Origin of the sequence: Streptomyces sp. NPDC056486, from assembly GCF_042795295.1 — a bacterium.
GTDB lineage: Bacteria > Actinomycetota > Actinomycetes > Streptomycetales > Streptomycetaceae > Streptomyces.
Window position 1 is genome coordinate 97083 of sequence record NZ_JBHTSF010000002.1, and the last position, 20204, is coordinate 117286.

General features: G+C 68.2%; 17 protein-coding genes and 1 pseudogene. 13 read left to right on the forward strand and 5 right to left on the reverse strand.

The genetic code is table 11. The annotated features are described in order from the left end of the window. Positions 1–2: 2 nt before the first annotated feature. The 3 genes from ACFQ7F_RS01680 to ACFQ7F_RS01690 form a co-directional block, all read right to left on the reverse strand. Complete coding sequence (locus ACFQ7F_RS01680) at positions 3–497, reverse strand: winged helix-turn-helix transcriptional regulator (protein ID WP_383264447.1); 495 nt, start codon at positions 495–497, stop codon at positions 3–5. A gap of 339 nt (positions 498–836) precedes the next feature. Beyond that, on the reverse strand, positions 837–1247 hold the full coding sequence (locus ACFQ7F_RS01685) for a nuclear transport factor 2 family protein (RefSeq protein ID WP_383264449.1): 411 nt from the start codon (positions 1245–1247) through the stop codon (positions 837–839). Positions 1248–1284: 37 nt separating this feature from the next. Then, positions 1285–2142, reverse strand: a complete 858-nt coding sequence (locus ACFQ7F_RS01690; protein WP_383264452.1) for a DUF1684 domain-containing protein — start codon at positions 2140–2142, stop codon at positions 1285–1287. Between the two features lie 863 nt (positions 2143–3005). Here ACFQ7F_RS01690 and ACFQ7F_RS01695 point away from each other — a divergent pair. From ACFQ7F_RS01695 to ACFQ7F_RS01730, 8 genes are all read left to right on the forward strand, one after another. Then, positions 3006–4274: an ATP-binding protein gene (locus ACFQ7F_RS01695; protein ID WP_383264454.1), complete on the forward strand. Its 1269-nt coding sequence runs from the start codon at positions 3006–3008 to the stop codon at positions 4272–4274. Continuing rightward, positions 4271–5113, forward strand: a complete 843-nt coding sequence (locus tag ACFQ7F_RS01700; protein ID WP_383264457.1) for a roadblock/LC7 domain-containing protein — start codon at positions 4271–4273, stop codon at positions 5111–5113. The genes ACFQ7F_RS01695 and ACFQ7F_RS01700 overlap by 4 nt, the downstream gene beginning before the upstream one ends. After that, complete coding sequence (locus tag ACFQ7F_RS01705) at positions 5106–5489, forward strand: DUF742 domain-containing protein (protein WP_383264460.1); 384 nt, start codon at positions 5106–5108, stop codon at positions 5487–5489. Before ACFQ7F_RS01700 ends, ACFQ7F_RS01705 begins: the two co-directional genes overlap by 8 nt. 3 nt (positions 5490–5492) lie before the next feature. After that, complete coding sequence (locus ACFQ7F_RS01710; RefSeq protein WP_383264463.1) at positions 5493–6053, forward strand: ATP/GTP-binding protein; 561 nt, start codon at positions 5493–5495, stop codon at positions 6051–6053. Positions 6054–6249: 196 nt separating this feature from the next. Continuing rightward, positions 6250–7638, forward strand: coding sequence for a cytochrome P450 (locus ACFQ7F_RS01715; RefSeq protein WP_383264466.1), 1389 nt, complete (start codon positions 6250–6252; stop codon positions 7636–7638). Positions 7639–7731: 93 nt separating this feature from the next. Then, the gene (locus tag ACFQ7F_RS01720) at positions 7732–8979 is read left to right on the forward strand and encodes a cytochrome P450 (RefSeq protein WP_383264469.1); all 1248 of its coding nucleotides are present in this window, start codon (positions 7732–7734) and stop codon (positions 8977–8979) included. Next, positions 8976–9749, forward strand: coding sequence for an enoyl-CoA hydratase/isomerase family protein (locus ACFQ7F_RS01725; RefSeq protein WP_383264472.1), 774 nt, complete (start codon positions 8976–8978; stop codon positions 9747–9749). The genes ACFQ7F_RS01720 and ACFQ7F_RS01725 overlap by 4 nt, the downstream gene beginning before the upstream one ends. A 110-nt stretch (positions 9750–9859) precedes the next feature. Beyond that, the gene (locus ACFQ7F_RS01730; RefSeq protein ID WP_383264475.1) at positions 9860–10798 is read left to right on the forward strand and encodes a bile acid:sodium symporter family protein; all 939 of its coding nucleotides are present in this window, start codon (positions 9860–9862) and stop codon (positions 10796–10798) included. Positions 10799–10831: 33 nt separating this feature from the next. Here the strand turns inward: ACFQ7F_RS01730 and ACFQ7F_RS01735 are convergent, their stop codons facing one another. Continuing rightward, the gene (locus tag ACFQ7F_RS01735; protein WP_383264478.1) at positions 10832–11518 is read right to left on the reverse strand and encodes an SgcJ/EcaC family oxidoreductase; all 687 of its coding nucleotides are present in this window, start codon (positions 11516–11518) and stop codon (positions 10832–10834) included. Positions 11519–11609: 91 nt separating this feature from the next. Here ACFQ7F_RS01735 and ACFQ7F_RS01740 point away from each other — a divergent pair, with 91 nt between their 5' ends. Next, positions 11610–12062 (forward strand): MarR family winged helix-turn-helix transcriptional regulator, encoded by a 453-nt coding sequence (locus ACFQ7F_RS01740; RefSeq protein WP_383264481.1) that lies wholly within the window; start codon positions 11610–11612, stop codon positions 12060–12062. 53 nt (positions 12063–12115) lie between these two features. Here ACFQ7F_RS01740 and ACFQ7F_RS01745 read toward each other — a convergent pair whose 3' ends face one another. After that, positions 12116–12607, reverse strand: coding sequence for a nucleotidyltransferase domain-containing protein (locus tag ACFQ7F_RS01745; RefSeq protein ID WP_383264483.1), 492 nt, complete (start codon positions 12605–12607; stop codon positions 12116–12118). A gap of 599 nt (positions 12608–13206) precedes the next feature. Between ACFQ7F_RS01745 and ACFQ7F_RS01750 the strand changes: the two genes are divergently transcribed. From ACFQ7F_RS01750 to ACFQ7F_RS01765, 4 genes and pseudogenes are all read left to right on the forward strand, one after another. Further along, a complete protein-coding gene (locus tag ACFQ7F_RS01750) occupies positions 13207–16191 on the forward strand; it encodes a CARDB domain-containing protein (RefSeq protein WP_383264486.1) in 2985 nt (994 codons plus the stop codon). 228 nt (positions 16192–16419) lie between these two features. Beyond that, a pseudogene (locus tag ACFQ7F_RS01755) lies at positions 16420–16521 on the forward strand (daunorubicin/doxorubicin resistance ABC transporter ATP-binding protein DrrA); the annotation flags it as partial. A gap of 271 nt (positions 16522–16792) precedes the next feature. Further along, positions 16793–17587: an ABC transporter ATP-binding protein gene (locus tag ACFQ7F_RS01760; protein WP_383264489.1), complete on the forward strand. Its 795-nt coding sequence runs from the start codon at positions 16793–16795 to the stop codon at positions 17585–17587. Next, a complete protein-coding gene (locus tag ACFQ7F_RS01765; protein ID WP_383264492.1) occupies positions 17587–20136 on the forward strand; it encodes an ABC transporter permease in 2550 nt (849 codons plus the stop codon). The genes ACFQ7F_RS01760 and ACFQ7F_RS01765 overlap by 1 nt, the downstream gene beginning before the upstream one ends. Positions 20137–20204 lie beyond the last annotated feature (68 nt).

Consider the following 20204-nt stretch of genomic DNA (forward strand, 5'->3'; position numbering starts at 1 on the left):
GATCAGGCCGGGCGCCCGGGAGGTTGCGGGCCGGGTTCGCCCGAGCTGCTCTCCTGGGTGGGTATGGGGCGCAGGGTTGCTGCCTCTATCGGCTCGTGGCAGCTGCTGCATGCGGGGTAGGGGTCGGTCGGGTTGCCGCACGCCGTGTGCATCAGCGGGTGCCGCGTGGCGTCCGTGTCGGTCGCGCGAGTCTCGGCCCAGCGGGTGATCGCCACGATGGCGGGGACGACGAGTTCACGAGCACTATCGGTGAGCTCGTACTCGTACCACGGCTTGTCCGTCCGGTAGGCGCGCTTCGAGAGCAGGCCGAGCTCCGTCAGGGTGGCCAGTCGCGAGGTGAGGATGTTCGCCGAGATGCCGAGCGCTCGTTTGAGTTCCCCGAATCGGCTCACCCCGAAGAACACCTCCCGCAGGATCTGGTAGTTCCAGCGCTCCGAGATGGCGCTCAGGAACTCCTGCCCGTGCTGGAAGGTGACGTGATCCGTCCGGTCGGACACGACTTCTCCTCTCCGATGCCTACTGGTATAAATTCAGAACTAGTTCTGCAATGCTATCGCCCTGTCTTGGTGGCTGCGGGCTGCGCGACGGAACTCAACTCCTCGGTGCCGGACCTCAGCCAACAGAGAGGCGTCACCACCGCGAGAGGCGTTCCGAAGGTGATCCCCTGTAGAGGGCGGAACGAGCTGCCGTTGCATCCGTGCGGCCCGGCGGTGATCTCGTCAAAGACGCCGCCCCACAGCGGCGGCCTTCAAGACCACGATCAGGTCTTGAAGGCCGACGTCGCGCACTGGCCCGGATCTACCAACAGCATCCAGTGCTGCAACTGCCCCCCGCGGTCAGCGCTGGTCGGGCGATCCGGACGACGGCATGGATGCGTTGATCGGTACGATGTTGAAGTATTCGTCGATGTGGTCGATGAGGCCGCCGTCGAACCGGAAGTACATCGCCGCGTGTACGTCACTGCGGGACCCGTCGGTCATGGTCAGGTGCAGTACTTGCTGCTGGAGTACTTCGTCGCCGTCCTGGAACTGCCGCACGATGTCGTATCGGAGTGTGTCGACGTCTGCGGCGAGTCGCTTGAGCAGTTCCATGTTCTCGTCGATCGGCTGGTCGCCGCTTCCGTCGCTGTGCCACACGGTGGCGGTGTCGGTACACAGGGAGCGCATCGTGGCGTAGTCCCGTACCTCCCACTGCCGGAGGTAGTGCACCGCTGCTGCGCGAAGGTCCTGGTCGGGTGTCATTGTCATTGTCTTTTCCTTTCGGGTGTGCCGGTTGCGGCGAATGTCAGACGGTGGGGCCGGTCGCGGTGCCGACGGCCGTTTCTTCTTCGAGGACGGGGGCGCGTTCTCCCGCTTCGACGCGTAGGGGGAGGTGGTTCGCCTGGGGTGGCAGGGGGCAGGGGAAGGCCGACGAGAACATGTGGTGGGGGACAACGGCCCGGTTGAAGTCCAAACGGGCCGTACCCGTGCCGTCCTCCGTGGCGCCCTTGGGCCGGGGCAGGATCAGCCACCGGCCCATGCCGGGCGTGTCCGTGCCGCTGGTGCCGTCGGTGAACGTGATCAGCAGGGTGTCGCCGCCCACGCCGAACGCCTGGAGCGTGTGCCGCTCGCCTCGCAGATCGAAGACGAAGTCACCAGGGGCCGGGAGGGTGTCCCGCATGCTCGGGCTGGTCAGCCGGGTTATTTCCAGGAGGCGCCCGGCCTCCGCCGGACGGTATTCCGCGTCGACGGTCCAGGCCGGATCCCACGGCCAGGCCTGGATCCCGCGCAGGCCGACGAGAGTGGGCGCGGCCGGATCCCACACGACCAGGACATGGGCTCCCCGCAGTTCCTCGATGGTGCCGCGCAGCCCGCCGGGGAAGGACAGCCGGCTGGCGCTGGTCAGTTCCACCGTGCCGTCCACGGCCTGGTCATCGACGGACACGCCCTCCGAATGGGCCGCGGTCAGTGTCAGGCTCCTCGAGAAGCCGGTGGACGTCCACCGGCCGGGAACCTCGGGGACTTCCTGACCCGGTTCCGTGATCAGCCGATAGGCGATGCGGCCCGCTTTCCCGTCCTGGCCGGCCATCTCCTCCCATCGGCTCTGACGCCACCCGTCGTACTCGGCCAAGGCGTCGTCGCCACCGAAATAGTCGTTGGACACAATGTCTTCCTCTCCAAGGTGGCGGTCACCCGCCACTGCCGTCAGGGCTCCCCACTGGCCGAAATCCTCGACCGGTTCGACGGCCGGTTCGACGGCCGGTTCGACGGCCGGTCGACGGCCGGTCGACGGCCGCCTCAGCACGGCCGCCTGCCGCGGACCGGCCGGTGGGGTCGATGATTGGATGGTGCGCTCGACCTGAGCGCGTCAGCAAGTCTGCTTGCCATTACGGCAAATCCGGAGCGGGTTCGGCGGTGGATGGACCGGTTGCGTCGCGGCGGCGTCGACGACTCTCCCCTTTCCGTCTGCGGCCGCTTTGCCGTACGGGGCTCAGGGGTAGGGCCACGGTTGCCGCGAGCGGCGGCTTTCGGACTTCCGGAACGCCGCATGACTCATCTACATGGCTGTAGATTTAAGCCAACTTCCGACGCCCCACCGGCCGGAAATAGTCGCTGGGCGGCGGCGCGCGGGGCTATTGACGCCCCCGTACCCTCTGGGGATAAGTCCGCTTTTCAACTGTCGGCCGGATGGAGTCGACGTCCGTCGACGCGTCGCAGAAGTGCGGACATCGAGCCTGGTGGCGAGGGCATGTCGGACGGCCGTCGCTGCGAACCGCAGGCGCTCACCCGCCAGAAAAAGCCCCCGGATTCCCGGCCGGGCAAGGGGCGCATCTGAGCGGAATTTGAGGGGTGATCACGGTGATAGCATCCCGGCATTCGCGATCTTGATCCACTTGTCCCGCGCGCCTCATTGCGATGTGCCCCCTGTGTGTGCATCGCGTGTCGGGCGTTGCTCTGGGCCGTGTGGCCGGCCCTGACGAAGTGCATCTGTCGCTCACTGCTGGCCATGCGCCGAGGAAGGTTTCCATGACACAAGACGCACTGGTGTGGTGCCTGGTTGTGATAGCGGCGGTAGCCGTCGCCGCCGTTGTCGCACTCACCGCTCGCAGTAGAGCCCTCGCGGCGAAGAAGCAGCAGACAGAAGCCGAACTGCGCCAGCAGTTGACCACTCTGAACGGCCAGCTTCACGTCTCCCGCGTCGAGTTGCAGAGAATCTGGGACGAGCGCGACGGCGCCATCCTGGAGGCGAAAGAAGCCGCAGAGGAGAACACCAAGGCGGTCCTCAAGGGTGCCGCCAGCTTCCTGCAGAGCCTTGCGGCCGAGCAGACCACGCTCCTTGACGGTGTTCAGCGGCGCTACGGAGGACACGCCGTCCTCAGTGACCTCCTGGACGTGAACCACGCCAACGCCCAGATGGCGCGCAAGGCCCAGGGCATCGCCGTGATGTGCGGCGCGCCCCTCGGCCGGCGCAACAGGCCGGCCAGCGTCTACGACGTGGTGCGCAGCGCCCAGGGCCAGATCCGTAACTTCAACCGGGTCGCCATCATGCAGCAGACCGGTCTAGCGCTGAAGGCGTCCGCGGTCGCGCCCGTCGCCCTCGCCGTGGCCGAACTCCTTGACAACGCTGCCAGCTTCTCCCAGCAGGACGCGCCGATCGAGGTGACTTTCCAGCGTATCCAGAACAACCTGTGCATCGTCATCGACGACGCCGGCGTCAGCATGAGTGACGAGGACCGGCAGCGGGCGACCGCGCTGCTCTCCGGCACCGACGTCCCCCGCCTGTCGCAGCTCGGCAACCAGCCCAAGTTCGGTTTCCCCGTCATCGGTCTGATCGCCCGTCAGTACGGCTTCAAGGTGGATGTCACCGGAGTCTCGCGGTACGGCGGTGTCCGTGCCGTCGTCCTGCTGCCCGAGGAGCTGTGGACCATGGAGGATACGCAGCCGCAGGCTCAGGAGGCGCCTGTCAGCCCCATCCGCAGGACCGCGCCGCCCGAGCCGACCTCGTCACCCGAGCCGACCGCGCCGACCGCGCTGACCGCGCCGATCGAGCAGATCGAGCAGGCTGAGACGCCTGCCGCGCCCCCCCGGCGCACGGTGCACGGTCTGCCGAAGCGTGGAGCACGCCAGTCGCCGGTCGCGAGCGTGCCCGACGCCGCTGCCGCCCGGCCGCCCGCGTTCCCGGCCACCGGCGCAGTGCCGCGCACCTCGGGCCGCAGCCTGGGCGCCTTCCAGAAGGGAACGATGTCGGGCCGCAACCTCGACACGGAGTCTGCTGAAGGGTCTGAAGACGAATGACCGCAGACCTGTCCTGGATGCTCCAGGACATCGTGCAGAACGTGCCCCGGGCGCGGCACGCCGTCCTGCTGTCCGCCGACGGTCTTCCCCGCGGCTCCACGGAGGGACTTGGCCCCAAGGACGTGGGCACCATCTCCGCGGCCATGGCCGGTATGCAGTCCCTCAGCCGGGCCACCGCCCACTTCGCCGGTACGGCGAAGGACGGGCAGTGGAGTCAGACGGTCATCGAGTTCTCGCACGGCTGGATCTTCCTGATCGGGGCGGGTCAGGGCGCCTACCTCGCCGCGGCCGCAGAGCCCGACGTGGACATGCAGCAGATCTCCTTCCGCATGCACCGGCTGGTGGCCAGGCTGGGCAACAACCTCACATCGGCGCCCAGAATCCCGGCGGACGAGGCTCCGGCGGGAGGCTACGCCGATGCGGCCAGGCACGAGACCGGTGGATCGGGTTTCGTGCTGCCCGCCCTTGACCGGGCGATCGCCGACGTGCGAGGCGCCCGGCACGCCGTGCTCCTTGGCGGCGACGGACTGCCGCGCGGGGCGACCGCGGGGATGACCCGGGACCTGGCGGACACCATCTCCGCTGCCATGACCGGCATCCACGCCTACAGCAGAGTGACGGCACAGTTCGCGGGCGCCGTCGAGGACGCCGCGTGGCGGCAGACGGTCATCGAGTTCTCGCACGGCTGGATCTTCCTGATCGCCGCCGGCGAAGGGGCCTTCCTCGCCGCCGCCGCCGAACACGACTGCGACATCGAGGAGTTCACCACCCGGCTCCACGAAGTGGTGCCCGATCTGACCGCGCAGTCCGTGCACGGAGGGGGAGCCGGCGATGTCTGAGGACCCGGACGGGGGACTGGAACTGACCTCCCCGTTAGTGCCACTCTTCGTGATCACGAACGGGCGAGCCCTGCCCCCGGATCACCAGTACGAACACACCGCCCTGGTGACGGCCGTTCGCGACGCCGAGACAGCGGTGCGCGCGCTGTCCCCGGAAGCGCGCACGGTCATCGACCTGGTGGCCAACGGATTCCTGTCCGTGGCCGAAGTGGCCGGACACACCCACCTGCCGCTGGGCATCGTGCGCATCCTCCTCGCGCAGTTGGAGGAGGGCGGCCTGATCCTCGTCAGGAAGCCCATACCACGTGCCGAACGGGTCGACAGGGAACTGGTCAGCGCTGTGCTCAATGGCCTGAAGAACCGATTCGGAGCGTGACTCTTGTACCTGGATCCAGATGTCTCCCATGCGGTGAAGATCCTCATAGTGGGGCACTTCGGGGTCGGGAAGACCACCTGCATCGGCGCCCTCTCCGAGATCGAGCCGCTGCGGACCGAGGAGGAGATCACCGAGGCCAGCGTCGGCTTCGACGACCTCTCCGGCACGCCGGACAAGAAGACCACGACCGTGGCCATGGACTTCGGCCGCCTCAGCCTCAGTGACACCCTCGTTCTCTACCTGTTCGGCACACCCGGGCAGGAGCGCTTCAAGGAGATGTGGGAAGAACTGTCGCGCGGCGCCCTCGGCGCGCTGGTCCTCGTCGATCCCGAGCGCCTGGACGAGTCGTTTCCCGTGCTCGACCTCGTGGAACGGTTCGGCCTGACGTACGCGATCGGCGTCAATCACTTCGACGGCACCGTCCACTACCCGCTCGACGAAGTGCACGAGGCGCTGAACCTCTCGCCGGAGACCCCGGTCGTCAGATGCGACGTACGCGACGAGGAGTCCGCGGCGCAGGCACTCATCACCCTCGTGCAGCACCTCATGTCCCTGCTCGCCTAGGGCCTGCCCGGCGGACCATGCCGCGGGCGCGGGGTCTGGTGCGCACATCTGCGGCGTTGTCCTCCCTCACCATCGCTCAGCGATGCCTCAGCCGTCCGCCGTGCGGCCGCACGCACCAGACCCCGCTGCCAGCACCGACAAGTGACCGTCACCCATACGCGGCCTGATCCGCCGGACAGGCCCTAGGAGCCCCGGAATGCAACAGCCCTCAGAGACCTCGTACATACCGCCGGGCTGCCCCGCGCACGAGAACCTGCACCTTTACGGTCCCTCGTTCGGTGCCGACCCCGACGGTCACTACGCGCACCTGCGCGCGGCCGGCCCCAGTGCCCCCGTGGACATCGCCCCCGGCGTCCAGGTCGAGCTGGTCACCAGCTACGACGCGGCCCTGCACATCCTGCACAACCCCGCGTCCTTCCTGCGCGACTCCCGGCGCTGGAACGCGCTGAACGAGGGGCGCGTCCCGGCCGACAGCCCGGCCCTGCCGATGATGGGCTACCGCCCGAACGCCCTCTTCAGCGACGGCGCGTCCCACGCCCGGCTGCGCCAGGTCGTGACCGACAGCCTCGCCACGGTCGACGAGCGCCAACTCATCCGCCTCACGCAGCAGTCCGCGGACTACCTGATCAGCCAATTCAGCACCGACCCCGGCGGCCAGACGGATCTGATGTCGGCCTACGCCGGTCCGCTGCCGCTGCTGATCTTCAGCCACCTGTTCGGCTGCCCGCCCGAGCTCGGCGACCGGGTGATCGCCGGGATCAGCGGCATCTTCGAGGGCACGCCCGGTGCCGACGAGGTACTTGGCGGCGCGCTCGCCGAGCTGATCGCGCTCAAGCACCGCCAGCCGGGCGCGGACCTGACGACTCGTCTGATGCAGCACCCGGCCGGGCTGAGCGACGAGGAGGTGCTGCACCAGCTCGTGACGCTCCTTTCCGGCGGAACGGCACCCCTGGCGGCCACCATCGGCACCAGCAGCGCGCTGTACCTGGACGAGCAGTGGCAGACCGGCCTGCCGGTCGAGGGCGCTGTCTCCCAGACCCTGTGGAACTACGCCCCGATCGCCAACTACGCGGCCCACTACCCGACGCACGACGTCGAACTGGGCGGCAGGACGCTTCGGGCCAACGATCCGGTGCTGATTTCCTTCGCCGCGGCCAACACCGACCCCAAGCTGAGCGTCCACCGTGAACAGCTCAGCGCGAAGGCGCACTTGGGCTTCGGAGCAGGGCCGCACGGCTGCCCCGCCAAGGACCCGGCGTTCATGATCGCGGTCACCGCCGTCGAGTCCCTGCTCAAGCGGCTGCCGGATGTCGAGCTGAGCCGGCCGTTCGCGGCCCTCGCCTGGGTGCCGTCGCCGTGGAGTCGCTCACTGGTGACGCTCCCCGTTCGTTTCACTTCGCGAAGGATTCCCTTTGCCGCGGGCGACTTCAGCCAGCAGCAGACGGCGTCCGGCGTCCAGCCGCCGGTCGCTCCCGCGGACGCGCTGCTCGCCCGGGGCAGCCAGGCAGATTCCGGTTCCGCCGCTTCGAGGCAGCGTAAAGGGGGTCTGTTCAGCCGATTCGTGGCATGGACGAGAGGCGAGTGATCTAAGTAACTTCTTGAGAACTGTGGGTTATTGGATGCTTGAACGATCATGTGGGTATCCATGGCGGCTGATGCTCAGAAAGGAGCCGTCGCCATGGGAATTGTCACCTCCCGGCCGTACGATCGCCGGGCCGCAGTATCCCAGTTCTCTCGACTGCGAACCGCAAAGGGCCAGGCCGACCCCTTTCCCATCTACGCCGAACTCGCTGCGAGGGGCGGGGTCAGTCCCGCCCCTTGGGGTGGCTTCCTCGTCACCGGCTTCGACATCTGCGACCAGGTACTGCGGAGCCGCGAGTGGCTCGAACCCGATGCGAGCTGGCGAGAACGGCAGGGGGCGGGCACACGCTGGAACGCCCCTTCCTCGCGGGAGATGAGCAACACCCTGCCCGGGCTCAACTCGCCTCACCACACGCGGGTGCGCCGGGCCGCCGGCGGCTTCGACCGCACCACCATCCAGGACATCGGTCAGACGCTCGACAAGGTGGTCGGCCGGCTCCTCGACGCGCTGGTCGAGCAACTACGGCACGACGAGGCTGACTTCGCCGCCCTGGTCAGCGAAGAACTGCCCGTCGCGGCCATCGGGCACTGGCTCGGTCTGCCCGCCGCGGACTGGCCACGCCTGCGCACACTGACCCACGAGCAGGTCTTCACCCAGGAACTGCTGCCCTCCGCCACGCAGTTGGCCAGATCGGACGCCGCCACCGCCGAACTGCGCGCCTACCTGGTCGATCACGTCCGCAGTCGGCGCTCCCGGCCCGGCGACGACCCCGTGTCCCGGTGGATACAGGCGTGGGACGCGATCGAGCCGGACCGCGCCGAAGCCGACGAGCAGGTGTATCTGCTTGTTCTGTTCGTCGTGCTGGCAGCTCTGGAGACCACATCGACCCTGCTGTCGTCGATGGCGCTGCGGCTCGTCGAACACCCGGAGCGGTGGGACCTGATTGCCTCCTGCCCGGATCTCGTACCCGGATTCGTCGAGGAGACACTCCGCTTCGACCCACCCACCCATGTGATCAGCCGGGTCGCCTCCCAGGACACGATCCTGGAAGGAGTCGAGATCCGCCGGGACCAGATGGTTCACCTCATGGTGGCGGCGGCGCACCGTGATCCGGCCAAGCACAGCGACCCCGACCGCTTCGACCCGCTGCGCAAGCCCGCCCACCTCGCCTTCAGTGGAGGTAGCCACTACTGCATCGGCGCCCCGCTGGCCCGCCTCGAGGCCCAGATCCTCCTCCGTCACCTGACACAGCGCCTTCCCCGTCTCACTCTGGTCCGCCCCCCGACATGGGCGCCCCGAGTGGCGTTCCGGCGCCCGCTGAACTTGGACGTTACGTTCGCATGACAGAACAGAATCGCTTCTTCACTGTGCCGTCCCGCAAGGCGATACGCGTCGAGCAGGACGGCCCGGTCCTCCATGTCCGCCTCAACCCCGCAGGGCAGGACGATACGTTGAGCGTCGCCGTCATCGACGACCTCATCGCGGTACTGGACGATCTCCACGAACGGCCCGACATCCGCATTCTGGTGCTGTCCTCGATGGGCGAGGACTTCAGCCTGGGGGTCGACCGCACCGAGTTCCAGGCGGCCATGGAGGCGGACCCGACCGGCGCCGCCCTGCGCCGTATCGCGGACAAGGCCCACCGCCTGTGCCAAGCGTTCGAGAACACCCACGCGATCACTATCGCCCGGCTCCATGGCGGGATCATCGGAGCAGGCCTCGCGCTGGCCTCGTACTGCGACCTGCGCGCGGGCGCGGACACGTGCCGGTTCCGCATGCCGGAGGTCGGCGTCGGCCTGCCCCCGGCGTGGGGCGGCGCCATGGGCCGCCTGATCTCCGAGGCCGGAGCCGCCAGGATCCGCGAACTCATGCTCACCTGCGACACGTTCGACGCCACCACCGCGCACCGCATCTCGCTCCTGCACAAGGTGACAACGCCCGACGCTCTGGAAGAGGCCGTCACCGCGTGGACCAGACCGCTCGCCAGACGCTCGCCCGAAGCTCTGATCACGACCAAACGCATGCTGGCCGGCTACTCCCGGGCCGACCGCACCGCCGACATCACCCTCCTCGACTCACACCTCCTCGCCGCACAGGTGACCCGCGCCCACTGACCCGAGCGACCCACGGTCCGGACCGCCGCGCAGCGCCCCGGACCGAACCGGGGTGCTGCGCGGGGCCTTGCCACCTCTCCGCCGCGGCCACCGTGCGGTAGCCGTTCTGCATGGTCGTGGACTTTTCGAGCAGCTTCCCGGAGTCTGTTTGCGTGGACTCGCCGCTGACCACCTATCTGCTGCCTGCCGTCCTCGCCGTGATCATGTTCGGTCTCGGACTCGGCCTGTCCGTGGCCGACTTCCGCAGGATCGCGGCGTATCCGCGGCCTGTGGCCGTCGCGCTCGTCTGCCAACTGGTGCTGCTGCCCGCTGTCTGTCTGGGCCTGGTGCTCGCCTTCGACCTGAGTCCCGCGCTGGCTGTCGGCATGATGCTGCTCGCGGCCTCTCCCGGCGGCACGATGGCCAATATCTTCAGCCATCTCTTCGGCGGCGACGTCGCCCTCAACGTCACGCTGACCGCCATCAATTCGGTCATCGCCGTCGTCACGCTGCCGATCGTCGTGAATCTCTCCCTCGACCACTTCATGACCGGTACGGACGAGGCGCTGGGACTGCGCTTCGACAAGACACTGCAGGTCTTCCTCGTCGTCCTGGTGCCGGTCGCGGCGGGGATGCTGGTCCGACACCGCCGTCCGGACTTCGCGGAGCGCTCCACGCGGGTGGTCAAGGTGACGGCGGTTGCCGCGCTCGTCGGCATCATCATCGCCGCGCTCACCGCCGAGCGGGAGAATGTGCTCGGCTATCTCGCCGACGTCGGCCTCGTCGTCTTCCTCTTCGGCGCGATCTCCCTCACCATCGGCTACGCCGCGACCCGGCTGGCCCGCGGCGACCACCGGCAGTCCGTCGCCACCTGCTTCGAGATCGGCATGCACAACACCACGCTGTCGATGGCGATCGCCCTCAGCCCCTCGCTCCTTGACAGCACCCGGATGGCCATCCCCTCGGCGGTGTACGCGGTGTCGATGTTCGTCATGGCGCTGACCGCCGGCTTCCTGCTGCGCCGCATCGCCCCGGCCGGGACTGCCGCCGTCAGCGCTGAGAGGCTGTGATTTCAGCGCTGAATGTGCTGCTGCCATGCGGGGTCACTTCTCGGCCCGGGGCTTGGTGTCGGGGGAGAACAGGAATGAGATGCGTTCCATGACGCGCTGGCGCTTGGTGTTCTGGAAGGCGGCGATGCGCCATGTGTCGTCGGCCTGGCGGACCAGTGTGTAGGTCTGCGTCTTGGAGAGGTCGGCCGCCTTCGGCTCTCCGCCCTCGTAGGTGTCGCCGCGGCTGGTGGCAACGGCGGTGTCGGGGCCGTAGAAGCGGATGCTGAGCCACGAGTCGGAGAGCTTGGTGCCCTTGAGGAATCCGTCGAACAGGGCGCGGTGGCCTTCGGCGATGTCGCGTCGGCCCTGGTAGGCGGTGCCCACGTAGCTGGTGTAGGTGGCGTCCTTGGCGAAGTGGTCGCCGTACGCGGTGGCGTCGTGCCGGGCCCACGCGTCCTTCATCGAGCGCAGGGTGTGGCAGAGGGCCCGTTGGTCGTCGGCGGTCGCGGTGCCGGCCGGGGTGGCGGTGACTTCGGGCTCGATCGCGTTGCAGTCGCTGACGCCGAGGTTCTTCACGTCGGAGACGGCGTTGAGCCACAGGTATCCACCGCCGGCGGCTGCGGCCAGCGTCAGCGCGGTGACGCCCAGGGCGATCTTGATGCGGCGGCGACGGCGGTTCTTCGGGGCCGGGGTGGTGGCGGGCTCGGTCTGCTCGGGCTGTGCTGTGCTGGTGGCGTTCATGGTCAGGCTCCCCCGTGATAGCTTCGTAGGCGAAGTTACTGCGCAGAGGAAGTCTCTGCGTTGAGGAAGAGATTAGGGAGTGGGGGAGCCCATGTCAACGCCGGCCATGCGCCCCGATGCGGGCCAGATCTACCGCCAGTACCTCAGCGCGGTGCTGCTCCACAGCCATGCGAGCGCCCGGGCCTGCGAGCTCGGCGCAACCGATCTGTACGCGCTGAACATCCTGCAGCTGACGGGCGCGATGACCCCGGGCGAACTGGCCGCGCGCACCGGCCTGACGACCGGGCCGACCACCCGCCTGATCGATCGCCTGGAGCAGGCGGGCTACGTGCGCCGCGTCCCCGACCCCGTCGACCGGCGCAAGGTGACCGTCGAGCCGGTCGGCGAACCCGCGGACCTCGACCGCGTCATGGCCCCGGCGCGACAGAAGATCGGCCAGATCCTCGGCGGGTATGAGCCGGAGCAACTCGACGTCCTCTTCGACTACTTCGCCCGTGCCGCCGAGGCGTACCAGGAGGCCGCCGAGCAGTTGCGCGATCAGTGAGGCCATTCCGCCGGCGCGGACGAACCTGACGGCGCGCGCACCGACGGCATGGGTCAGAAATGCGTGGCGATCCCGAAGGCGCGGCGGAGTTGTGCCATGTCGTGCCGGTCGCGTGCCGATGGTTCGTATCCCTGGTGGAAGTAGACCTGTTGCTCGGCGGACAAGCACGGGACAGGGGCCCCCTGGACGCTGCCCGTCGCGAAGCACGCGGAGGGATAGATGAACGGACGCTGAGGTTCGGGGGACGCCTGCACTGCTGAGCCGTCATCGGAGAAGACCAGCGGATGAAGGTCGATCTCTCGCCCGTCGGGCGCTGTCACGACGAATCGGACGGGCCTCCAGTTCAGGCTCTCCCCGAATCCTTCGGCGGAGAGGACCGTCAGCACAGCGCCTTCCTGGTCTTGCCGGTGCATCAAGTCCAGGTCGCGGTGGTCTCGGGTCTGCTCGCCGAGCAGAGCGTCGATCCCCCATCCTCCACCGACCCAGACGTCCACCTTCGCCCGCTGCAACTGGGTCAGAACGAACAACACGTCATCGGCTGTCATCACCCGATGCAGGCTAGAAGCGCCTGCCTCGGGCAGCGAACGATTTCCAGTGGCTGGTACTGCATCGCTTCTCCGGTACCGGGTCAGGGCCTGCTCTCAACTGGGTGATGCCGACGACGCCGGCGCCCGTGCTCGGCAGCGGGGCGAGCTTGGGGCCCCGCGTCGGGCCGACACCTGCTTCGCAAGATCCTGATGAAATCGAGCAAGAACTTCGCGTAGTCGGTCAGGTGTGGCGCTGTCCGTCGCCCCTTCGCGGCACCCCGTTGGCCAGGGGCGTGGCGGCTGCGGCGGCTGTGGGGTTTGAACTGCCCTGGAACAGACCGGAGTTGAGTGGTGTGTGCGAAGCGTTGACATTCCTGTGGTGTGCGGCAAATCTGTGCTGTCGTGGGCGCAAGAAGTCGACTAGATTCGGCAAATTTCACATAGGTCCGCATGGATCCGCACCGGCCCAACGGGGCGGACTACCGGCTCAACAGGCCTACGTGAAACGTGAGTTCCTGCCGGGCGATCCGACCGCCCAAGCAAGTCCCCGCTCCTCCCCGCGCTGCGTCGGCAAGGCGCACCGCGGCACCGCAGCCCCCCGTGGAACAGAGGACGCCATGAGATGGAAGCAACGCAGCCGGCGGCTGATCACCGTCGCGCTCAGCGCTGGACTGATAGCCCTGGGCCTTGTGCCCGTCAGTGCCGGCGCGGCCCCCGCGCGGCCCGCGGCCGAGCCCGCGAACCTCGCTCTGAACAAGCCGATCGAGGCGTCATCGTCGACGCAGAACTACTTCGCCACGAACGCCAACGACAACAGCACGAGCACCTATTGGGAGTCGAGCGGCCACCCGTCGACGCTGACGGTGAAGCTCGGCGCCAACGCCGATCTTGAATCGGTCGTCGTCAAACTCAACCCCGACGCCGCCTGGTCGACGCGCACGCAGAGCATCGAGGTGCTCGGGCGCGAGCAGTCGGCTCAGGGCTTCAAGTCCCTGAAGGCGCGCGCTGATTACAGCTTCAATCCCTCCGGGAACCGGAACTCCGTGACCATTCCGGTCAGCGGCCGGTACGCCGACGTACAGCTGAAGATCTTCAGCAACAGCTCCGGATACGGGGCGCAGGCAGCCGAGTTCCAGGTGATCGGGACCCCGGCGCCCAATCCCGACCTGACCGTCTCGAACCTCACCTGGGACCCTGCGAAGCCCTCCGAGAGTGACGAGATAGCCGTGAACACCACGGTGCGCAACACCGGCAGCGCGGCCGCGGGCGCGACCACGGTGAACGTCAGCCTCGGAGGCACCGTCGCGGGCAGTGCTTCGGTGCCCGCGCTCGGCGCCGGTGAGTCGGCTGTCGTCAAGGCGGGCATCGGCAAGCGCGCGCAGGGGAGTTACACCGTGTCCGCGGTGGTCGACCCGAGCGACACGATCGATGAGCAGAACGACGACAACAACAGTCGCACCGCTGAGGAGAAATTGACGGTTGGTCAGAGTCCTGGGCCCGACCTCGAAGTCACCGGGATCACGTCCAACCCGGCGAACCCCGCCGTGGGCGCCAACGTCACCTTCGCCGCGAAGGTCCACAACCGCGGCACCAGCGGCGTGAGCGCGGGGTCGGTGACCCGTCTGACGGTGGGCGGTACCACCCTCAATGGTGCGGCTCCGGCTATCGCCGCGGGTGAGACGGCCACCGTGAGCATCAGCGGCAGCTGGACCGCGGCCAGCGGCGGCGCCACGCTCACCGCGACCGCCGACGCCACGAACACGGTCGCCGAGACCAACGAGAACAACAACGTCTTCGCGCGCTCCATCGTGGTCGGGCGCGGGGCGGCCGTGCCGTACGTCGAGTACGAGGCGGAGGACGGTCGGTACGAAGGCACGCTGCTCGAGGCCGACGCCGCGCGCACCTTCGGGCACACCAATTTCGCGACCGAGTCCTCGGGGCGGAAGTCCGTCCGTCTCAACTCCACCGGTCAGTATGTGGAGTTCAGCTCGACCAGTGCGGCCAACTCCATCGTCGTACGCAACTCGATACCCGACGCTCCGGGCGGTGGCGGGCAGTCGAAGACCCTCAGCCTCTACGCGGACGGCAAGTTCGTGCAGAAGCTGAGCCTGTCCTCCAAGCACAGCTGGCTGTACGGCAACACCGACCAGCCCGAGGGTCTGACCAACACCCCGGGCGGCGACGCGCGGCGGCTCTTCGACGAATCGCACGCACTGCTCACGCAGACGTATCCACAGGGAACCAAGTTCAAGCTGCAGCGCGACGCCGGTGACGACGCCGCGTTCTACATCGTCGATCTGGTCGATCTGGAGCAGGTGGCGCCCGCGGCGAGCAAGCCCGCCGAGTGCACGTCGATCACCACGTACGGAGCGATCCCCAACGACGGCATCGACGACACGACCGCGATCCAGCGGGCCGTGACCGCCGACCAGAACGGCGACATCGCGTGCGTGTGGATCCCGGCAGGACAGTGGCGCCAGGAGCAGAAGATTCTCACCGACGACCCTTTGAACCGCGGGCAGTTCAACCAGGTGGGCATCCGTGACGTGACGATCCGGGGCGCGGGCATGTGGCACTCCCAGCTCTACACGCTGACCCCGCCGCACGAGGCGGGCGGCATCAACCATCCGCACGAGGGCAACTTCGGCTTCGACATCGACGACAACACCAAGATCTCCGGCATCGCCATCTTCGGCTCGGGTGCCATCCGCGGCGGCGACGGCAACGCGGAGGGGGGTGTGGGTCTCAACGGCCGCTTCGGCAAGAACACCAAGATCAATGATGTCTGGATCGAGCACGCCAACGTGGGTGCCTGGGTCGGCCGCGACTACAGCAACATCCCGGAGCTGTGGGGTCCCGGCGACGGCCTGGAGTTCAACGGGATGCGCATCCGCAACACGTACGCGGACGGCGTGAACTTCACCAACGGCACCCGGAATTCCACCGTCTTCAACTCCTCCTTCCGCAACACCGGTGACGACGCCCTCGCCGTGTGGGCCAGCAAGTACGTCAAGGACACATCGGTGGACGTCGGCCACGACAACGCCTTCCGCAACAACACCGTGCAGTTGCCCTGGCGCGCCAACGGCATTGCCGTGTACGGCGGTTACGGCAACAAGATCGAGAACAACCTCGTGTACGACACCATGAACTACCCCGGCATCATGCTCGCGACCGACCACGACCCGATTCCCTTCACCGGGCAGACGCTGATCGCGAACAACGGGCTCTACCGAACCGGCGGCGCGTTCTGGAACGAGGACCAGGAGTTCGGCGCGATCACGCTGTTCGCCCAGGGCCCCGACATCCCCGGTGTCACGATCCGCGACACCGACATCCATGACTCGACGTACGACGGCATCCAGTTCAAGACGGGTGGCGGTGCCATGCCGGACGTGAAGATCTCCGACGTGACGATCTCCAAGTCCAACAACGGCTCCGGCATCCTCGCCATGGGCGGCGCACGCGGCAGTGCGACGCTCACCGACGTGACGATCAGCGGCTCGCGCGACGGCGACATCCTCAAAGAGCCCGGATCGCAGTTCGTGATCAACGGAGGGGGCGCCAAGAAGTCCTCCGTCCGGGCGTTCACCGCCCGGTAGCCGGCCGGTTCCGGGTTTGACAGTAAGCCGCCCGTGCCCGCTCAGCGGGTGCGGGCGGCCACACTTCACGGACCACTAATAACAAGCCCCTCGGCCTGCCGCATGTTTCCGGCCCACAAACCAGGTCATCTGCATCATTGCTTTCCTGGGGCATGCGCACGTATCCGCGATCCTTTAGGCGTTGCGCGGCCAGGTCGCCGAAATTGGCCTGCGCGGCGACCGCGGCGACGAGCCGAGGTGGCCGGGTTCGACGTGGTCCGCGAGCCCGCGCGGGTGCGCAGGCGGATCGGTCTTGCCGGGCAGTACGCGGCGGTCGACGAACTGCGAACGGCGGTTGTCCACCGGATCAAAGGTAGGGCTAGCCCCATGTTCCGGGGTGGCAGAGCTTCGCTACCGTCCTCTCGCCCGCGATTTTGGGCTGCGACGTGCGTATCCGTCAGATCTCCGTATTCGCCGCCGAACACTTCAGCGCATTCGAGCAGCGTTTCGGAAAGACAAATCAACTGTGCTTCAGCTACAGCGTTTTCCAGCTCCATCGCTCCTGGACGGCTCCTTCGGCCGGCTCGAACTGATGGAATTACTTGAGATCTAGGAGATCTTCATGCGTTCGGAAGACGAGGGGCCGGACACGGGCGAGCTGCTGCGGTTACAGGACGTCCGCAAGGTGTATGGCCGGACGCGCAACAGTGTGGAGGCGCTTGCCGGAGTGACGATGGGCTTTCAGCGGCATACGTTCACCGCCGTGATGGGCCCGTCCGGCTCCGGCAAGAGCACCTTTCTGCACTGTGCCGCGCTCTTGGACCGGCCGACGTCCGGCAGCGTCCTTCTGGAGGGCCAGGATCTGACGCAGATGAAGGAGCGCGCGCTGACCAAGCTGCGCAGGAACCGGATCGGGTTCGTCTTCCAGAGCTTCAATCTGCTGCCGGCGCTGAATGTGGTGGACAACGTGACGCTGCCGCTGAAGCTGGCCGGCAAGCGGCCCAACCGCAGACTGGTCGACGACGTGATCGAGCGCACCGGCCTGACGTCCCGTCGCAAGCACCGCCCCGGAGAGCTCTCCGGTGGACAGCAGCAGCGAGTGGCGATCGCTCGCGCCCTGGTCACCCAGCCGGCGCTGCTGTTCGGGGACGAGCCGACAGGCGCCCTCGACACACAGACGGCACTGGAGATCCTGGGGCTGCTGCGCCAGGCCGTGGACACCGGCGAGCAGACCGCGGTGGTCGTGACGCACGACCCGGTGGTCGCATCGCATGCCGACCGTGTGGTGTTCCTGGTGGACGGTCAGGTGAGCGCCGAGCTGGATCGGCCCTCGGTCGAGCAGGTGGCCGCCCAGATGACCCAACTCGGTGCGTGGGCCCGGGCGCGGCGGTCCGCGCCCTCGGAACGGGTGCGCTGATGCTGCGACTCGCGCTCAAGTCCCTGCGCTATCGCAAGGGCGGGTTCCTCGCGACGCTGATCGCGCTGTTCGTCGGCGGTGTCGTCGTGCAGAGCTGTGGCGGTCTGCTGGAGACCGGCATCCGCGCCGACGTCAAGGCCGAGCGGCTGGCCGCGGCGCCCGTGGTGGTGACCGGCAGCCAGGACTATCCCGGTCACGCGATCGGTACGGCGACCGATCCGATGTCCGAGCGGGTCCTGCTCGACGAGGACCTGGTGGACGCCGTGGCCAAGGCGCCCGGTGTGGCCAAGGCCGTGTCGGACGTGTCGGTGCCGGTCAATTCGCTGGCCGGCCGACCGGCCGACGCGACGGGGCACGGCTGGTCCAGCGCGGTGCTTTCGCCGTACAAGCTGACCGCGGGCGGCAAACCGACCGGCTCCGGCGACGTCGTGGTGGACAGCACCACCGCGAAGAAGCTGGGCGTGCGGCCGGGTGCGAAGCTCAAGGCGTCGGTGCGTGGCATCCCGCACGACTTCCGGGTCAGCGGAATCGCCGAGAGCCGGGTCACCGACCAGCCCGTGCTGCTGTTCTCCGACGACGAGGCCGCTCAGCTGTACGACCGGCCCGGAAAGATCGACGACATCGGGGTGCTGGCCGCCCCCGGCACCGACCCGGCGAAGCTCGCCGACGCGGTCGGTGGCGTGGTCGCGGACCGCGGTGCCAAGGTGCTGCGCGGCGACGAGCGGGGACTTGCCGAGTTCCCTGACGCGATCAGCGGCCGGCAGAACCTGATCCCGCTCGCGGGCGCGTTCGGCGGCCTGGCCACCATGGTGGCGGTCTTCGTGGTCGGCAGCACCGTGGGCATGCTGGTGCAGCAGCGGCGCCGGGAGATGGCGCTGCAGCGCACGATCGGTGTCACACCGGGGCAGTTGCGCCGCATGGTGATGGCGGAAACGGCCGTGATCGCGCTGCTCGCGGCCGGCCTTTCGCTCGCACCCGGGGCCGCGTTCGGTCACGTCATGTACGACATCCTGGTCGAACAGGACTTGATCCCGGGCGAGATGGTCTTCAGGCAGGGGTTCCTCCCGCGCCTTGTGGGCTTCGGTGTGACCCTTGTCGCGGGCCTCGCCGCCGCGTTCATCGCATCCCGCCGGGTGTCGAAGGTCCGGCCGACCGAGGCGATGGCCGAGGCGACGCTGCAGACCCGCTGGATCAGCCCGATCCGGATGATCCTGGCGTTCTTGTTCCTGGGCGGTGCGTCCGCGCTCGCACTCGTGACGGCGACGGTGATGACCGGGCCGATCGCGGCGAGCACATCAGCGCCCGCCGCGATGCTGTGGGCGGTGGGGATCGCCCTGGTCTCTCCTGGCCTGTGCCGCTGGCTGACGGCCGCACTGCGGCCGGTCGGCTGGATGACCGGTCTTTCGGGGCGCCTCGCGATGCTGAACGCGTCCGTGCGCAAGGTCCGGCTCGCCTCGGCGGTCACCCCGATCATGCTGGCGACCGGTCTTGCCACGGCGCTGATCTATCTGCAGACCAGTCAGGACGATGCCGGCAGCCGGATGTTCGCCGAGGGCCTGAAGGCGGACGCCGTGGTCAGTTCGCAGAGCGGTGCTCTCCCGCCGTCGCTCGTGGATACGCTCTCCGACCTGCCGCAGGTCGCCGGCGCGTCCGCTTCGGTCTCCGGCGCGGCGCGTCTGGAGGCCGTGCTCGGCCCGGGCGAGGACGACAACGACAAGATGGTGAAGAGCCGGGTCCGGCCGTCACGGCTCGACGTGCAGGGGGTCACGGCGTCCGGCGCGCGGCAGACGATCGCGCACCCGGCGGTGCACGGCGACTACGCGAACCTGACCGGCAACAGCATCGTGCTGCCCACCAAGAACGGCAAGGACGTCGGCGACAGGGTGCGGCTGCGCTGGGGCAACGGAGAGGCGACCATGATGAAGGTCGTCGGGTTGTTCGACCCGCCGCGCGGCTTCGAATACGCGATGGTGCCCGCGGCCGAACTGCTGCCCCGCACCACGAACGGCGAACTGTCGCAGATCCTCATCAAGTCGAAGCCGGGAGTCTCGCACGCGGAACTGACGGCGGCGGTGCAGAAAGCGGCGGGTGATGTGCCCGGCGTCGGCGTCTTCGACCGCGCGGAAGCGACCGCGGCGCATGCCACGAGCGATGAGACCGGCCGGGTGGCGAGCTTCCTGCTTGCCGCAGTGGTGGTCGGCTATGCGGTGATCGCGCTGATCAACTCGCTGATCGTGGCGACCGCCGAGCGGCGCAACGAGTTCGCGCTGCAACGGCTGATCGGCACGACCCGCGGCCAGGTGATGTGGATGATGTCGGTCGAGGCGTTGGTGACGGCGCTGGTCGGGATCGTGCTCGGCACCCTGGTCGCCGCCGGGTCACTGCTCCCGTTCGGCAAGGCCCTGGACGGGTCGGTACTGCCCGGCGGCCCCGGGTGGATCTACCCAGCCATCGTCGCGACCGCGGTGGCGCTGACGTTCGTGACGATCCTGCTCCCGACGCTGGTCGCGCTGCGGGCAAGGCCTGTGGAGGCGGCCGTCGCCCCATGACCACGGACGGCCGGGCCACCCGTGCGGCACGGCGGCGGTCCGCTGCCCCCTACTAATAACAAGCCCCG